Raw genomic sequence first — 16,511 nt, forward strand, 5'->3', positions numbered from 1 at the left:
CCGCCGTCGGGGTCAAAAAGAATGTGGTTAAGGTAGCGGTAAACGCGGCTTGTCGCAACGTTCACTTGTCTGCTTGCGCAAAACAAAAGGGCCGGAAACCGGCCCTTTATGCGTCAGGAGACGTTACTCGTCAGCGTCATCCGCTACTTCATCATCGGTGTCCGCTTCCGGGGCGATTTCATCATCCCCTTCCGCAGCGCTGCCGTCGATAGAGTCGAGCTCTTCGTCATCCACCGGCTCAGCAACGCGTTGCAGACCGACGACGTTTTCATCTTCCGCAGTGCGGATGAGGATAACGCCCTGGGTGTTACGACCCACCACGCTGATCTCAGACACGCGGGTACGCACCAGCGTACCGGCATCGGTGATCATCATGATCTGGTCCGCGTCGTCCACCTGCACCGCGCCAACAACGGAACCGTTGCGCTCGGTCACTTTGATGGAGATAACGCCCTGCGTGCCGCGTGACTTGGTCGGGTATTCGCTTTCCGCCGTACGTTTACCGTAGCCGTTCTGGGTGACGGTCAGGATTGCGCCTTCGCCACGCGGAACGATCAGGGAAACCACGCTGTCTTCACCCGCCAGCTTGATACCACGCACGCCGGTCGCCGTACGACCCATTGCGCGCACGGCGTTCTCTTTAAAGCGCACCACTTTACCGGCGGCAGAGAACAGCATCACTTCATCGGAACCGGAGGTCAGATCCACGCCGATCAGCTCATCGCCTTCGTTCAGGTTCACCGCGATGATCCCGGCAGAACGTGGACGGCTGAACTCGGTCAGCGCGGTTTTCTTCACGGTACCGCTCGCGGTCGCCATAAAGACGTTCACGCCCTCTTCGTACTCGCGTACCGGCAGAATAGCGGTGATACGTTCGTTCGCTTCCAGCGGCAGCAGGTTGACGATAGGACGACCCCGCGCGCCACGGCTCGCTTCCGGCAGCTGATAGACTTTCATCCAGTACAGACGGCCCCGGCTGGAGAAGCAGAGGATCGTGTCGTGGGTGTTGGCCACCAGCAGACGGTCAATGAAGTCTTCTTCTTTAATACGCGCCGCAGATTTGCCTTTACCGCCACGACGCTGTGCTTCGTAGTCGGTCAACGGCTGATACTTCACGTAGCCCTGGTGAGACAGCGTCACTACCACGTCTTCGCGGTTGATCAGATCTTCAATGTTGATATCAGAGCTGTTGGCCGTGATTTCGGTGCGACGCTCGTCGCCGAACTGATCGCGAACCAGCTCCAGCTCTTCACGGATCACTTCCATCAGGCGCTCTGCGCTACCCAGGATATGCAGCAGCTCGGCAATCTGCTCCAGCAGCTCTTTGTACTCGTCGAGCAGTTTTTCATGCTCAAGGCCGGTCAGTTTCTGCAAACGCAGATCCAGAATCGCCTGGGCCTGCTGTTCAGTCAGGTAGTACTGACCGTCACGCACGCCGAATTCCGGTTCCAGCCACTCAGGACGCGCAGCGTCATCACCGGCACGTTCCAGCATTGCCGCCACGTTGCCCAGATCCCATGGACGCGCAACCAGCGACGCCTTCGCTTCTGCCGGCGTCGGCGCACGGCGGATCAGCTCGATGATCGGGTCGATGTTCGCCAGCGCAACGGCCAGTGCTTCAAGGATATGGGCACGGTCGCGCGCTTTGCGCAGTTCGAAGATGGTACGACGGGTCACCACTTCACGGCGGTGACGCACGAACGCGCTCAGGATCTCTTTCAGGTTCATGATCTTCGGCTGGCCATGGTGCAGCGCAACCATGTTGATACCGAAGGAGACCTGAAGCTGAGTCTGGGAGTAAAGGTTGTTCAGCACAACTTCACCCACCGCGTCGCGCTTGATTTCAATCACGATGCGCATACCGTCTTTATCAGACTCGTCACGCAGCGCGCTGATGCCTTCAACGCGTTTTTCTTTTACCAGCTCGGCGATTTTTTCAATCAGTCGCGCTTTGTTCACCTGATACGGGATCTCGTGAACAATAATGGTTTCACGGCCGGTTTTAGCGTCCGCTTCCACTTCGGCGCGGGCACGGATGTAAATCTTGCCGCGACCGGTGCGGTACGCTTCTTCAATACCGCGACGGCCATTGATGATTGCCGCCGTCGGGAAGTCCGGGCCCGGGATGTGTTCCATCAGCCCTTCAATGCTGATGTCTTCATCGTCAATGTAGGCCAGGCAGCCGTTGATCACTTCCGTGATATTGTGCGGTGGAATGTTGGTTGCCATACCGACGGCGATACCGGACGAACCGTTCACCAGCAGGTTTGGGATCTTCGTTGGCATAACGTCAGGAATTTTTTCCGTGCCGTCGTAGTTATCAACGAAATCAACCGTCTCTTTTTCCAGGTCAGCCATCAGCTCATGGGCAATCTTCGCCAGACGGATTTCCGTATAACGCATTGCCGCGGCGGAGTCGCCGTCGATAGAACCAAAGTTACCCTGACCATCTACCAGCATGTAACGCAGCGAGAAGGGCTGCGCCATACGGACAATGGTGTCGTACACCGCGATATCACCATGAGGATGGTATTTACCGATTACGTCACCAACGACACGGGCAGATTTTTTGTAGGCTTTATTCCAGTCATTGCCCAATACGTTCATGGCGTATAGTACGCGACGGTGTACCGGCTTCAGGCCATCGCGGACGTCCGGCAGCGCACGGCCAACAATGACCGACATCGCATAGTCCAGATAGGAGCTTTTCAGCTCTTCCTCGATGTTAACCGGTGTAATTTCTCTCGCAAGGTCGCTCATCTAACCGCTATCCCTCTACTGTATCCCGGATTCAAAGGTCGCAAATTATAACACAGCCGCGGTGATACAGGTAAACCTATACGCTTTATTCACAGGGATTGCCTGATATACTCATTTGTCTTGCTAAATAAGGAGTAAAAGCGCCCATGAATGCCGAAAAATCCCCGGTGGCTCACAACGTTGACCACGAAGAGATTGCCAAATTTGAAGCGGTGGCGTCCCGCTGGTGGGATCTCGAAGGTGAGTTCAAACCTCTGCATCGTATTAACCCGCTGCGTCTGGGCTATATCGCGGAGCGTTCCGGCGGTCTGTTCGGTAAGAAAGTGCTCGACGTCGGCTGCGGCGGCGGCATCCTGGCGGAAAGTATGGCGCGTGAAGGGGCCACCGTCACCGGTCTGGACATGGGCTTCGAACCTCTACAGGTTGCGCGTCTTCATGCGCTGGAGTCCGGCGTACAGGTAGAATATGTCCAGGAAACCGTGGAAGAGCACGCGGCAAAACATGCGCACCAGTATGACGTGGTGACCTGCATGGAGATGCTGGAGCACGTTCCCGATCCGCAGTCTGTGGTCAGCGCCTGTGCAAAACTGGTGAAACCGGGTGGACAGGTCTTCTTCTCGACCATCAACCGCAACGGCAAAGCCTGGCTGATGGCCGTGGTAGGCGCGGAATACGTGCTGCGCATGGTGCCGAAAGGGACGCACGACGTGAAGAAGTTCATCAAGCCTGCCGAACTGCTGGGCTGGGTTGACCAGACATGGCTTAAGGAGCAGCACATGACGGGTCTGCACTACAATCCGCTGACGGATAAATTCAAACTTGCCCCAGGTGTGGATGTTAACTATATGTTGCACACAACCGCCAAAAACGACTAACGTCATCCGTTATTCTTATAATGATTGCGCGACATCATGTTGCGCAATTCTGACCTCCCGTTGAAGAAATCAGCACTCGATCAAATTTTGAATTTTTTTTCTTAATTATTGACATCTCTTCCAGGCCTTACGGCACGAGGACTTAGCCTTTTTTACCCTTTCACAACCTCAATTTAACGTCAAAATCAACCCTTGTGCTGAAAAGATTCGATACTAGAATACTCACCATATAGCGTTCTTCTTATCGCAAAACCCCTATATGTAGTATTTATCCACAGAGTTAGTCACAAGACGGTTCTGTGGATAAGCGGGGGATATTTTTTTATTTCACGGACAGGTAAAAACCCACATGAATCAGAGTCTGCTGGTGACAAAGCGCGACGGTACCACCGAGCGTATCAATCTGGACAAAATCCATCGAGTTCTCGACTGGGCAGCAGAAGGACTGAACAACGTATCTATCTCCCAGGTTGAACTGCGTTCTCACATTCAGTTCTACGACGGCATCAAAACGTCTGATATCCACGAAACCATTATCAAAGCCGCGGCAGATCTGATCTCCCGCGACGCACCGGATTATCAGTACCTCGCTGCGCGTCTGGCGATTTTCCACCTGCGTAAAAAAGCCTACGGCCAGTTCGAGCCGCCGAAGCTTTACGATCACGTAGTGAAAATGGTCGAGCTGGGCAAATACGACACGCATCTGCTGGAAGACTATACGGAAGAAGAGTTCGAGCAGATGAACGGGTTTATCGATCACTGGCGCGACATGAACTTCTCCTACGCGGCGGTGAAGCAGCTCGAAGGCAAATACCTGGTTCAGAACCGTGTGACGGGCGAAATCTACGAGAGCGCCCAGTTCCTCTATATTCTGGTGGCCGCCTGCCTGTTCTCTAATTACCCGCGTGAAACCCGTCTGGACTACGTGAAGCGTTTCTACGATGCGGTCTCTACGTTCAAGATTTCTCTGCCTACGCCAATCATGTCTGGCGTGCGTACCCCTACCCGCCAGTTCAGCTCCTGCGTACTGATCGAGTGTGGTGACAGCCTGGATTCTATCAACGCGACCTCCAGCGCCATCGTGAAATACGTCTCCCAGCGTGCCGGTATCGGCATCAACGCCGGCCGTATCCGTGCGCTGGGCAGCCCAATCCGCGGCGGTGAAGCGTTCCACACCGGCTGTATTCCGTTCTACAAGCACTTCCAGACGGCAGTAAAATCCTGCTCTCAGGGCGGCGTGCGTGGTGGTGCAGCGACCCTGTTCTACCCGATGTGGCACCTGGAAGTGGAAAGCCTGCTGGTTCTGAAAAACAACCGCGGCGTGGAAGGCAACCGCGTGCGTCACATGGACTACGGCGTGCAGATCAACAAGCTGATGTACACCCGTCTGCTGAAAGGGGAAGACATCACCCTGTTCAGCCCGTCCGACGTCCCGGGTCTGTACGACGCCTTCTTCGCCGATCAGGACGAATTCGAGCGTCTGTACACCAAATATGAAAAAGACGACAGCATCCGCAAGCAGCGCGTGAAAGCGGTCGATCTGTTCTCCCTGATGATGCAGGAACGTGCTTCTACCGGCCGTATCTACATCCAGAACGTTGACCACTGCAACACCCACAGCCCGTTCGATCCGGTGGTTGCCCCAGTGCGCCAGTCCAACCTGTGCCTGGAGATCGCCCTGCCGACCAAACCGCTGGAAGACGTGAACGACGAAAACGGTGAAATCGCGCTCTGTACGCTGTCCGCGTTCAACCTGGGTGCGATTAAGAGCCTGGACGAGCTGGAAGAGCTGGCGGTGCTGGCGGTTCGTGCGCTCGACGCCCTGCTGGATTACCAGGATTACCCAATCCCGGCGGCAAAACGCGGCGCAATGGGCCGTCGCACTTTAGGTATCGGCGTGATCAACTTCGCCTACTGGCTGGCGAAAAACGGCAAGCGTTACTCCGACGGCAGCGCCAACAATCTGACGCACCAGACGTTCGAAGCGATTCAGTACTACCTGATGAAAGCCTCTAACGAGCTGGCGAAAGAGCAAGGCGCGTGCCCGTGGTTCAACGAAACCACCTACGCGAAAGGCATTCTGCCGATCGACACCTACAAAAAAGACCTGGATGCGATCGTCAGCGAGCCGCTGCACCTCGACTGGGAAGGCCTGCGCGAGTCCATTAAAACTCACGGCCTGCGTAACTCCACGCTCTCTGCCCTGATGCCGTCCGAGACCTCTTCGCAGATCTCCAACGCCACCAACGGTATTGAGCCACCGCGTGGCCACGTCAGCATCAAAGCGTCGAAAGACGGCGTGCTGCGTCAGGTGGTGCCGGATTACGAAACGCTGGGTGACAACTACGAGCTGCTGTGGGAAATGCCAAACAACGACGGCTATCTGCAACTGGTGGGTATCATGCAGAAGTTTATCGACCAGTCGATCTCTGCCAATACCAACTACGACCCAACGCGCTTCCCGTCTGGCAAGGTTCCGATGCAGCAACTGCTGAAGGACCTGCTCACCGCCTACAAATTTGGCGTGAAAACGCTGTACTATCACAACACCCGTGATGGTGCGGAAGACGCCCAGGACGACCTGGTGCCGTCAATTCAGGACGATGGCTGCGAAAGCGGCGCATGTAAGATCTAAGCACTTCGCCGGGTGGCGCTACGCTTACCCGGCCTACGGTTTTGTAGGCCCGGCAAACGCAGTGCCGCCGGGCAATAAAATCTCAACAGGACTCACCGCAATGGCATATACCACCTTTTCACAGACGAAAAACGACCAGCTCAAAGAGCCGATGTTCTTCGGCCAGCCGGTCAACGTGGCACGCTACGATCAGCAAAAATATGACATCTTCGAAAAGCTGATTGAAAAGCAACTCTCCTTCTTCTGGCGTCCGGAAGAAGTTGACGTTTCCCGCGACCGTATCGATTTCCAGGCGCTGCCGGAACACGAAAAGCACATCTTCCTCAGCAACCTGAAGTACCAGACGCTGCTGGACTCCATTCAGGGCCGTAGTCCGAACGTGGCGCTGCTGCCGCTGATCTCGATTCCTGAGCTGGAAACCTGGGTAGAAACCTGGGCGTTCTCCGAGACGATCCACTCCCGCTCTTACACCCACATCATCCGCAACATCGTGAACGATCCGGCGGTGGTGTTTGACGATATCGTCACCAACGAGCAGATCCAGAAGCGCGCGGAAGGCATTGCGCACTACTACGACGAGCTGATCGAGATGACCAGCTACTGGCATCTGCTGGGCGAAGGCACGCATAACGTGAACGGCAAAACCATTACCGTAAACCTGCGGGCCCTGAAAAAGCAGCTGTACCTGTGCCTGATGAGCGTTAACGCGCTGGAAGCGATCCGCTTCTACGTGAGCTTCGCCTGCTCCTTCGCCTTTGCCGAGCGCAAGCTGATGGAAGGCAACGCCAAAATCATCCGCCTGATCGCCCGTGACGAAGCCCTGCATCTGACCGGGACTCAGCACATGCTGAACCTGCTGCGCAGCGGCGCGGACGACCCGGAAATGGCTGCGATTGCCGAAGAGTGCAAGCAGGAATGCTACGATCTGTTCGTGCTGGCCGCCCAGCAGGAGAAAGAGTGGGCAGACTACCTGTTCCGCGACGGCTCCATGATTGGCCTGAACAAAGACATTCTGTGCCAGTACGTGGAGTACATCACTAACATCCGCATGCAGGCTGTGGGTCTCGATCTGCCATTCCAGACGCGCTCTAACCCGATTCCGTGGATCAACACCTGGCTGGTGTCCGATAACGTGCAGGTTGCGCCGCAGGAAGTGGAAGTGAGTTCTTATCTGGTCGGTCAGATTGATTCTGAAGTCAACACCGACGACCTGAGCGATTTCCAGCTCTGATGAGCCGCGTAACGCTGAGCCTTTCTGGTACAGAGGTGTTGTGCCAGGAAGAGCACCCTTCTCTGCTGGTGGCGCTTGAAGCGCATCAGGTAGAAGTAGAGTACCAGTGTCGTGAAGGCTACTGCGGCTCCTGCCGCTGCCGTCTGGTCGCAGGCCAGGTAGACTGGCTGACCGAACCGCTGGCCTTTATCAGCGAAGGGGAAATTTTGCCCTGCTGCTGCCGGGCAAAAGGCGATATTGAGATCGAGATGTAATTATGTCGGGTGGCGCTTCGCTGACCCGACCTACAAAACCGCAGTTCGTAGGCCGGGTAAGGCGCAGCCGCCACCCGGCAATTTCAGCGTTTATCCTTCAAAAAGCTCACCGCTTTATCCGGGAAATCCGTAAACAACCCGTCCACATCCGCCTGGTTATACAGCACGTCGTAAAGCTGATTCACGTCCGTCGCATACTCCGGCAGCTGGTCTGCGCGTACGGTATACGGATGCACCTGCATCTTGCTCGCATGCGCCTCTTTCACCATCGCCGTCAGCTTCACGTGACCCGGCGTTGAGCCTTCCGCCACCAGCATGTGGTAATCCGGCCCGATGCCGTCGGCGTACTGCGCAATCTGCTTCATCGCGCCCGGCTTAAACATCCAGTCATAGCTGTAGTTCACCCACTTCCCGTCCGGCTGTTTTTCCTGGGTTTCATTCCAGTCGGTATACGCAATCAGCTGCACCAGATTGAGATCCATCCCCATTTTCGGCTCCAGCTCGGTTTTGATGCGCTTCAGTTCCGCGGCGTCGAAACATTGCAGGAAAACCTTATCCTGCTTGCTGGTGTAGCCGTACTTTTTCAGTACCTCCAGCGTCTTCGCGGCAATGTCCTTCCCTTCCTGATGGTGGAACCACGGCGCTTTGATTTCCGGGTAGATACCGATATTTTTTCCTGTCGAGTGGTTCAGCCCCTGAACAAACTCGATCTCCTCTTCGAAGGTGTGAATACGGAAGTCAGACTTGCCCATCGGGAAACGTCCCGGATAGACCTGTACCTTCTTACCGTTTTCAATCTCGAAGCCCTCGGTAAACTTCAGCGAGCGGATCTCCGCCAGCGTGAAGTCGATGGCGTAGTAGCGACCATCTTTACGGGCGCGATCCGGGAAACGCTCCGCCACGTCCGTCACGCGGTCAAGATAGTGGTCATGCAGAACGACCAGCTGGTCGTCCTTCGTCATCACCAGATCCTGCTCCAGATAATCCGCGCCCTGGGCATAGGCCATCGCTTTTGCCGGCAGCGTATGCTCCGGCAGATAACCGCTGGCGCCACGGTGGGCGATCACGATCTTATCCGCCGCCAGCGCGGAGCCTGTCATCAGGCCCGCCAGCAGCAGACCTGTCGCTAACTGAGTTAATTTCATCGCAATGCTCCTTATTGACGACGCGCCAGCACTTCGGCGTGGTGACGTTTTTCACCAATCATCACAACAACCAGCAGCAGAACAGCCAGCACGCTGCCGCCAATCATCACCATAAAGCCGCCATCCCAGCCGAAGAAGTCGACGGTGTAGCCGACGATGGCGCTCGCAGCGACCGAACCGCCGAGGTAGCCAAACAGACCGGTAAAGCCTGCCGCCGTGCCTGCCGCTTTCTTCGGCGCCAGCTCCAGGGCATGCAGACCAATCAGCATAACCGGACCATAAATCAGGAAGCCGATGACGATCATACAGGTCATATCCACACCCGGATTCCCCGGCGGGTTAAGCCAGTAAACGACCGTCGCGATGGTGACCAGCGTCATAAAGAACACGCCCGTCGCCCCACGGTTGCCCTTAAACACTTTGTCCGACATCCAGCCGCAGATCAGCGTGCCGGGAATGCCCGCGTATTCATACAGGAAATAGGCCCAGGAGGATTTATCCAGCGCGAAGTGCTTCACCTCTTTCAGGTAGGTTGGCGACCAGTCGAGGATGCCGTAGCGCAGCAGGTAGACAAATACGTTTGCCACCGCGATGTACCACAGCAGCTTGTTCGGCAGCACGTACTTCATGAAGATCTGCTTTGCCGTCAGCTCTTCTTCGTGCTTCTCGCTGTAATCATCCGGGTAGTCGTTTTTGTACTCTTCAATCGGCGGCAGGCCGCAGGACTGTGGGGTGTCGCGCATCAGAGCGAAGGCGATAATCGCCACCAGAATGGCGCCAAAGGCTGGCATATAGAGCGCGGCATGCCAGTCGTTGAACCAGGCCATCCCCAGCAGGAACAGCAGCGGCGGAAGCCCGCCCCCGACGTTATGTGCGCAGTTCCACACAGATACAATTCCACCACGCTCTTTCTGTGACCACCAGTGAACCATGGTGCGTCCGCATGGCGGCCATCCCATCCCCTGGAACCAGCCGCAGAGGAACAGCAGCACGAACATGATGGCAATGCTGGAGGTCGCCCACGGCACAAAGCCCATGAACAGCATCACCGCTGCCGCGAGGATCAGACCGGCGGGCAGGAACACGCGCGGATTCGAACGATCCGACACCGACCCCATAATGAACTTCGAAAAACCGTACGCGATGGAGATCCCCGACAGCGCAAATCCCAGATCGCCGCGAGAGAAGCCCTGCTCCACCAGGTACGGCATGGCGAGCGCAAAGTTTTTACGTACCAGATAGTACGCCGCATACCCGAAGAAGATCCCGAGGAAGATTTGCCAACGCAGACGGCGGTAGAGAGGATCAATCTCTGCCTCTGGCAGTCGCGCCCGATGTGGCGCAGGTTTAAAGATACTGAGCATAACAGCCTCCGTGGCCTTTCAAAAAATGACCGGGCATCTCGCGCCCGGCTACAGAGGCGGCGATGTTAAGAAATCACGGTGAATGTTACTGTGAATCAACGCACAGATTGTTACAGAAATATGACAGAATGCGCAAAAAAGCGCATGAAATCACGTTTCACTTTCGAATTTCGCGCGTTTATGTTCGAAATCAAACAAACCACACGATCAATGTGGCTAAATGCTAAAAAACGAACATAGAGGAAAGGCAATGACAATTCACGATCCACGCTTCAGCGATGTGATTATCATTGGCGGTGGCGCGACGGGTGCCGGCATCGCACGCGACTGCGCCCTGCGGGGATTGAGCGTCACGCTTCTGGAACGCCACGATATCGCCACCGGCGCGACGGGACGTAATCACGGTCTGTTGCACAGCGGCGCCCGCTATGCGGTCACTGACGCTGAGTCAGCACGCGAGTGTATCGCTGAAAACCAGATCCTCAGGCGCATCGCCCGCCACTGCGTTGAACCGACCAACGGTCTTTTTATCACCCTTCCAGAAGATGACCTCGGCTTTCAGCAAACCTTTATCACCGCCTGCACGGCGGCAGGCATTCAGGCCGAGGCGATCGATCCTGCGCAGGCGCGCCGTCTTGAACCCTCGGTAAACCCGGCGTTACTGGGCGCGGTAAAAGTACCGGACGGAACCGTTGATCCTTTCCGCCTGACCGCCGCCAATATGCTCGACGCGCGGGAACATGGCGCCCAGATCCTGACCGGGCATCACGTCACCGGGCTTATTCGTGAAGGTAATACCGTGCGCGGGGTGCGCGTGTTTGATGCGCAGTACAACGAACACCGCGAGCTGTATGCCGCCGTCGTGGTCAACGCGGCGGGGATCTGGGGCCAGCGCATCGCGGAATACGCGGACCTGTCGGTGCGCATGTTCCCGGCGAAAGGCTCGCTGCTGATCCTCGACCACCGCATCAATAACCATGTCATCAACCGCTGCCGTAAACCGTCTGACGCCGATATCCTCGTGCCGGGGGACACCATTTCGTTAATCGGCACGACCTCAATGCATGTGGACTACAGCGAAATTGATTACAACCGCGTCACCGCTGAAGAGGTGGATATCCTGCTGCGCGAAGGGGAAAAGCTGGCCCCGGTGATGGCGCAGACGCGTATTCTGCGTGCCTACGCGGGCGTGCGTCCCCTCGTCGCCAGCGATAACGATCCGAGCGGGCGTAACGTCAGCCGCGGCATCGTGCTGCTCGATCACGCCGAACGCGACGGCATGGACGGGTTTATCACCATTACCGGCGGCAAGCTGATGACCTACCGGCTGATGGCCCAGTGGGCCACCGATGCCGTCTGCCGTAAGCTCGGCAACACCGCACCGTGCGTGACGGCGGAACAGGCTCTGCCCGGCTCGCAGCAATCGACAGAAAAAACGCTGCACAAAATCATTTCACTCCCTGCCCCGCTTCGCGGTTCGGCGATTTACCGTCACGGCGACCGCACCCCAACCTGGCTCGGTGAAGGGCGACTCAGCCGCAGCCTGGTGTGCGAATGCGAAGCCGTAACCGCAGGCGAGGTGCAGTATGCCGTGGAAAACCTGACGGTGAACAACCTGCTCGATTTACGCCGCCGCACGCGCGTCGGGATGGGCACCTGTCAGGGGGAGCTGTGCGCCTGCCGTGCCGCCGGGCTGCTGCAACGTTTTCACGCCACCACGTCAACCCAGTCGCTTGCCCAGCTCAGCGATTTTTTAAACGAGCGCTGGAAAGGCATTCAGCCCGTCGCCTGGGGCGATGCCCTGCGCGAAAGCGAGTTTACCCGCTGGGTCTATCAGGGGCTTTGCGGTCTGGAGAAGGAGCACAACCATGAAATTTGATACCGTGATTGTGGGTGGGGGGCTGGCGGGCCTGCTGTGCGGCCTCAAACTGACGCAGCGGGGTCTGCGCTGCGCCATTGTCACTCGCGGTCAGAGTGCCCTGCACTTCTCTTCCGGCTCGCTGGATTTACTGGGCGTGCTATCGTTCGCCGATCTGCCGCCTGAACATCCCTACCGCCTGACGGGCGCAGAGAATATGGCCCGCTTTGCCTGCGAAACCGAACACCTGCTCACCACCTGCGGCGCACGCATGCAGGGTGACGCCGAGCAAAATCATCAGCGCGTCACGCCGCTCGGCACCCTGCGCGCCGCCTGGCTTAGCCCGGAAGAGGTGCCTGTCGCCCCCATCGCTGCCGAGCGCGTGCGGGTGGTGGGGATCAGCGGCTTCCTCGATTTCCAGCCGCATCTGGCCGCCGCGTCTCTCAGACAGCAGGGTGTTCAGGTGGATACGGCGGAGATTGATCTCCCCGAACTCGACGTGCTGCGCGAAAACCCCAGCGAGTTTCGTGCGGTGAACATTGCCCGCCTGCTGGATAATGAAAGTTACTGGCCGCAGCTGTACGCGGCGCTTCAACCGCTCGGCGAGACCTGCGACGCCCTGTTTATGCCCGCCTGTTTTGGCTTAACGGACAACCGGCTCTGGCGCTGGCTCTCGGCGCGCCTGCCCTGTACGCTCGGTTTACTGCCGACGCTCCCCCCTTCCGTGCCCGGCATTCGTCTGCACACCCAGCTTCAGCGTCAGTTTGTTGCCCAGGGTGGCGTCTGGATGGCAGGCGACGAGGTGAAAAAAATCATCCTGGCTGAGGGCGCGGTAAGCGAAATCTGGACCCGCAACCACGGCGACATCCCGCTTCGCGCACGCTTTACGGTGCTGGCAAGCGGCAGTTTCTTCAGTAACGGTCTGCTGAGCAGCCGGGATGGCGTGCGTGAGGCGATCCTCGGTCTGGACGTCCGGCAAAGCGCTTCCCGCGCGGACTGGTATCAAAGCGATTTCTTCACCCCGCAGCCCTGGCAGCAGTTCGGCGTGATCGTCGACAGCCAACTGCGCCCGCGGCTGGGCGGGGAACCGGTTGAAAATCTTTACGCCATCGGCTCGGTTCTGGGCGGGTACGATCCCGTGGCGCAGGGCTGCGGTGGCGGCGTCTGCGCCGTCACTGCGCTGCATGTCGCGGAGCAGATTATCCAGCGCAGGGAGGGAGCACAATGAACGACACCCAATTTGAAAGCTGTATCAAATGCACGGTCTGCACCACGGTTTGCCCGGTCAGCGGCGTCGATCCGCGCTATCCCGGCCCGAAACAGGCCGGTCCCGACGGGGAGCGTCTGCGCCTCAAGGATGGCGCGCTCTACGACGAGGCGCTGAAATACTGCATCAACTGCAAACGCTGCGAAGTTGCCTGCCCGTCGGACGTGAAAATAGGCGATATCATCCAGCGCGCCCGCGCCCGCTACAGTACGCAAAAACCGACGCTGCGTGACGCGATACTGAGCCACACCGATCTGATGGGTAGCCTCTCGACGCCTTTCGCGCCGGTCGTCAATGCTGCCACCGCCCTGAAGCCGGTGCGCAGGCTGCTGGATGCGACGCTCAAAATCGACCATCACCGCAGTCTGCCGAAATATTCTCACGGCACCTTCCGCCGCTGGTTTAAATCCGTGGCGGCAGAACAGGCGCAGTTCTCTGAGCAGGTCGCCTTCTTCCACGGCTGCTACGTGAACTACAACCATCCGCAGCTGGGGAAAGACCTGCTGAAAGTCCTGAACGCCATGGGAACGGGCGTTCAGCTGCTGAGCAAAGAAAAGTGCTGCGGCGTTCCGCTGATTGCCAACGGCTTCATCGACAAAGCGCGCAAGCAGGCGAGCAGCAACGTCACCTCTTTACGTGAGGCGATCGTCGACAAAGGGATACCGGTACTGGCGACGTCGTCAACCTGTACCTTCACGCTGCGCGATGAATATCCGCATCTGCTGGAGGTGGATAACACCGGCCTGCGCGAGCACATTGAGCTGGCGACCCGTTTTCTCTGGCGCAAACTGGACAGCGGGCAGACGTTACCGCTGGGCAAATTGCCGCTGAAGGTGGTGTATCACACGCCATGTCATATGGAGAAGATGGGCTGGTCGATCTATACGCTTGAGCTGCTGCGTCTGATCCCCGGGCTGGAGCTGACGGTGCTGGACTCACGCTGCTGCGGCATCGCAGGCACGTACGGCTTCAAGCGTGAAAACTACCCAACGTCACAGGCCATTGGCGCGCCGCTGTTCCGCCAGATTGAAGAGAGCGGCGCAGATATCGTGGTGACGGACTGCGAAACCTGCAAGTGGCAGATCGAGATGTCCACCAGCAAACGCTGTGAACATCCCATTACCTTGCTGGCAAAAGCGCTGGCGTAACCGTTGCCGGGGACGCGGCCCCGGCACACTCTCACTCCACGAACAGCGATTCGACGACGTTGATCCAGCCGTGCTCGCTGGCGACCTCTTTCCCGTTCAGCCAGCGGCGCAGCATGTTCAGCGCCATCATCGCGCACACCTCCTGACGCACGGCCAGGCTGTGGCGGGTAATGCTCATCCTGACCCGCAGGGCGTGCGTCCCTTCCGGCGTTGCCAGGGCAAAGTTGAGGTGCTCCTCATCCAGCCCGCCCACAAACAGCGCCAGCCCGGCGAAATGCTTCACTCTGCGCTCGGACGCCCAGCGCGCCGTCTGCGCCAGCGTCTCCTGCTGGAACGGCACCACTTCACTGGCCAGCAGCGGCGCACCCGCCCGGGTAAGCTGAAGCGCCAGAAGCCCACCGGTAAACTGCTCGCTTAACGTCACGCTCAACTGGCGGGACTGCAAATGCGCTGCGATCTGCGCCGGCAGCCCTTCCGTTCCTTCGAAAATCAGGCTTTCCCCGGCGACGCGCTGCACTTCCGGCCACAGCGCCAGCATGGCGGCTTTCTCTGACGCCGGTCCGGTCAGCTTCAGTTCAATAATCGGCATGGAGGAGCGATAGCCCATCGACACGCCAGGAGGCAGTTGCAGGTGATCGAGGCTCTGGGCCAGATCGCTTTCCGAGCGACCAAAGGTGGTCAGACGCAGGCACAGCGGCGGTTCAGGCAGCGTAAAGCGCGCGCGCAGGCGCGGCAGGATCTGCTGCTCGACCATCACTTTAAATTCCGACGGGACGCCCGGGGTGAAGAACATCAGGCAGCGGTTCAGCTGAACGGCAAACCCGCAGGCGGTGCCGACCGGGTTATCAATCAGTTCCGCGCTGGCGGGAATTTCAGCCTGCTTGCGGTTGCTGGGGGCCATCACGCGGCCACGCCCGGAGAAAAAGCGCTCCATCTGTGCCAGCCACGCCTCGTGCAGAACCAGGCCTTCGCCTTTGGCCGTGGCGGCGGCCAGCGCGCTGAGATCGTCGCTGGTGGGTCCCAGCCCGCCGTTCACAATCAGCACGTCGCAGCGTTCGCTGCGCTCGCGCAGAACGTTGACCAGCGACTCAAGATTGTCACCTACGGTGTTGCGGCGCGTTAACGGTAATCCTTGCTCAAAGAAGAGATCGGCGAGCCAGGCGGCATTGGTATCAATGATTTGCCCATGCAGCACTTCGTCGCCAGTGGATAACATTTCCACATTTATCATTGTGTTCTCCCATTTCAATGGTCAAAACACTATAGCGCAATCGAGGACCGGGGGAAGAGAGAAACTGGCGCGACTGAACGCCGCGCCGAGAGGATTAGAAACCGGCGCTCACGCCAATGTACGGGCCGTCTGCCAGGGCGTTGTCGCGGTTGCCGTCTTTACCGGCCAGGTTCAGATAGCGATAGCCCGCTTCGATGGTGATCGGACGCATGATGGTCCAGCGCGCGCCGGCATTAGCTTCCTGATAGCTGTCGATACCGCTGGAGAGGGAATCCGGGGAGTAGTAGTACTCACCGAACAGGCCAAAGCTGTCGCCAATTTTCCACTGCAAGCCGCCGCCCACTGCCGCCGCGTAGCCTTCGTCGCCGTCGTTCGGGTTGGTGTAAATGCCTTTACCGCCGACGGTCGCCAGGAAGGGACCCAACGGCACGTTGAAGCCGAGGCCCAGGCTTGCCGCATCCCCATCGTCGTCGTTGTGCGTCCAGCCGCCGGTCATTGCCAGGCCTGCGCTATCCGTGCCAAGACCAAAGCCCAGATGGGTATAATCTTGTCCCGCCGAGCCGTTGAAGGAAATTGCGTTTGCCGCTGCTGAAACAAACATCAGGCCGCTTAAGCCCATTAATGCCACTTTTTTCATTGTCGTGATCCCGCACAATTTATTCAGAGATGTCCAAAAACCGCGAGATTTTAACCTGACTGCCTGTGTGATCAATGGACTCCGCGTGCGGCGGGCAATTAGTTTG

Annotated in this window: 12 protein-coding genes; 7 read left to right on the top strand and 5 right to left on the bottom strand. The window is 58.0% G+C overall.

The window, feature by feature from the left end; translation table 11 throughout:
* Nucleotides 1-123: 123 nt before the first annotated feature.
* Nucleotides 124-2,760, bottom strand: a complete 2,637-nt coding sequence (gyrA, locus tag ACOTX5_RS03245; protein WP_063945173.1) for a DNA topoisomerase (ATP-hydrolyzing) subunit A — start codon at nt 2,758-2,760, stop codon at nt 124-126.
* A gap of 146 nt (nt 2,761-2,906) precedes the next feature.
* Between gyrA and ubiG the strand changes: the two genes are divergently transcribed.
* From ubiG to yfaE, 4 genes are all read left to right on the top strand, one after another.
* Entirely contained in the window at nt 2,907-3,635 is a 729-nt protein-coding gene (gene ubiG, locus ACOTX5_RS03250) for a bifunctional 2-polyprenyl-6-hydroxyphenol methylase/3-demethylubiquinol 3-O-methyltransferase UbiG (RefSeq protein WP_006811346.1), read from the top strand.
* Nucleotides 3,636-3,984: 349 nt separating this feature from the next.
* A complete protein-coding gene (gene nrdA, locus ACOTX5_RS03255; protein WP_023295072.1) occupies nt 3,985-6,270 on the top strand; it encodes a class 1a ribonucleoside-diphosphate reductase subunit alpha in 2,286 nt (761 codons plus the stop codon).
* 100 nt (nt 6,271-6,370) lie between these two features.
* Nucleotides 6,371-7,501, top strand: coding sequence for a class Ia ribonucleoside-diphosphate reductase subunit beta (gene nrdB / locus ACOTX5_RS03260; RefSeq protein ID WP_026080618.1), 1,131 nt, complete (start codon nt 6,371-6,373; stop codon nt 7,499-7,501).
* The gene (gene yfaE / locus ACOTX5_RS03265) at nt 7,501-7,755 is read left to right on the top strand and encodes a class I ribonucleotide reductase maintenance protein YfaE (protein ID WP_003859419.1); all 255 of its coding nucleotides are present in this window, start codon (nt 7,501-7,503) and stop codon (nt 7,753-7,755) included. The genes nrdB and yfaE overlap by 1 nt, the downstream gene beginning before the upstream one ends.
* A gap of 83 nt (nt 7,756-7,838) precedes the next feature.
* On the opposite strand, the gene glpQ is transcribed toward yfaE, so the two are convergent.
* Nucleotides 7,839-8,900, bottom strand: coding sequence for a glycerophosphodiester phosphodiesterase (gene glpQ / locus ACOTX5_RS03270; RefSeq protein WP_017693020.1), 1,062 nt, complete (start codon nt 8,898-8,900; stop codon nt 7,839-7,841).
* 11 nt (nt 8,901-8,911) lie between these two features.
* A complete protein-coding gene (gene glpT, locus ACOTX5_RS03275; RefSeq protein WP_045910711.1) occupies nt 8,912-10,264 on the bottom strand; it encodes a glycerol-3-phosphate transporter in 1,353 nt (450 codons plus the stop codon).
* A 250-nt stretch (nt 10,265-10,514) separates the two neighbouring features.
* Here glpT and glpA point away from each other — a divergent pair, with 250 nt between their 5' ends.
* Genes glpA through glpC form a run of 3 tightly spaced genes read left to right on the top strand, consistent with a single transcriptional unit; the run spans nt 10,515 to nt 14,537 of the window.
* Entirely contained in the window at nt 10,515-12,143 is a 1,629-nt protein-coding gene (glpA, locus tag ACOTX5_RS03280) for an anaerobic glycerol-3-phosphate dehydrogenase subunit A (protein WP_015572285.1), read from the top strand.
* On the top strand, nt 12,133-13,350 hold the full coding sequence (gene glpB / locus ACOTX5_RS03285) for a glycerol-3-phosphate dehydrogenase subunit GlpB (RefSeq protein ID WP_045910710.1): 1,218 nt from the start codon (nt 12,133-12,135) through the stop codon (nt 13,348-13,350). Before glpA ends, glpB begins: the two co-directional genes overlap by 11 nt.
* Nucleotides 13,347-14,537, top strand: a complete 1,191-nt coding sequence (glpC, locus tag ACOTX5_RS03290; protein WP_023295077.1) for an anaerobic glycerol-3-phosphate dehydrogenase subunit GlpC — start codon at nt 13,347-13,349, stop codon at nt 14,535-14,537. Before glpB ends, glpC begins: the two co-directional genes overlap by 4 nt.
* Before the next feature lie 31 nt (nt 14,538-14,568).
* On the opposite strand, the gene ACOTX5_RS03295 is transcribed toward glpC, so the two are convergent.
* Complete coding sequence (locus ACOTX5_RS03295) at nt 14,569-15,768, bottom strand: nicotinamide mononucleotide deamidase-related protein YfaY (protein WP_017693016.1); 1,200 nt, start codon at nt 15,766-15,768, stop codon at nt 14,569-14,571.
* Between the two features lie 94 nt (nt 15,769-15,862).
* Nucleotides 15,863-16,405, bottom strand: coding sequence for a YfaZ family outer membrane protein (locus ACOTX5_RS03300; protein ID WP_017383419.1), 543 nt, complete (start codon nt 16,403-16,405; stop codon nt 15,863-15,865).
* Nucleotides 16,406-16,511: the final 106 nt, after the last annotated feature.

Origin of the sequence: Enterobacter cloacae complex sp. IR5441 (assembly GCF_049238215.1) — a bacterium.
Taxonomy (GTDB): domain Bacteria; phylum Pseudomonadota; class Gammaproteobacteria; order Enterobacterales; family Enterobacteriaceae; genus Enterobacter; species Enterobacter hormaechei_C.

Coding starts and splice junctions, on each gene's coding strand:
- glpT (WP_045910711.1), bottom strand. CDS start 10,264: ATGCTCAGTATCTTTAAACCTGCGCCACATCGGGCGCGACTGCCAGAG.
- glpC (WP_023295077.1), top strand. CDS start 13,347: ATGAACGACACCCAATTTGAAAGCTGTATCAAATGCACGGTCTGCACC.
- gyrA (WP_063945173.1), bottom strand. CDS start 2,760: ATGAGCGACCTTGCGAGAGAAATTACACCGGTTAACATCGAGGAAGAG.
- nrdA (WP_023295072.1), top strand. CDS start 3,985: ATGAATCAGAGTCTGCTGGTGACAAAGCGCGACGGTACCACCGAGCGT.
- glpA (WP_015572285.1), top strand. CDS start 10,515: ATGACAATTCACGATCCACGCTTCAGCGATGTGATTATCATTGGCGGT.
- yfaE (WP_003859419.1), top strand. CDS start 7,501: ATGAGCCGCGTAACGCTGAGCCTTTCTGGTACAGAGGTGTTGTGCCAG.
- ACOTX5_RS03295 (WP_017693016.1), bottom strand. CDS start 15,768: ATGATAAATGTGGAAATGTTATCCACTGGCGACGAAGTGCTGCATGGG.
- glpB (WP_045910710.1), top strand. CDS start 12,133: ATGAAATTTGATACCGTGATTGTGGGTGGGGGGCTGGCGGGCCTGCTG.
- ACOTX5_RS03300 (WP_017383419.1), bottom strand. CDS start 16,405: ATGAAAAAAGTGGCATTAATGGGCTTAAGCGGCCTGATGTTTGTTTCA.
- ubiG (WP_006811346.1), top strand. CDS start 2,907: ATGAATGCCGAAAAATCCCCGGTGGCTCACAACGTTGACCACGAAGAG.
- glpQ (WP_017693020.1), bottom strand. CDS start 8,900: ATGAAATTAACTCAGTTAGCGACAGGTCTGCTGCTGGCGGGCCTGATG.
- nrdB (WP_026080618.1), top strand. CDS start 6,371: ATGGCATATACCACCTTTTCACAGACGAAAAACGACCAGCTCAAAGAG.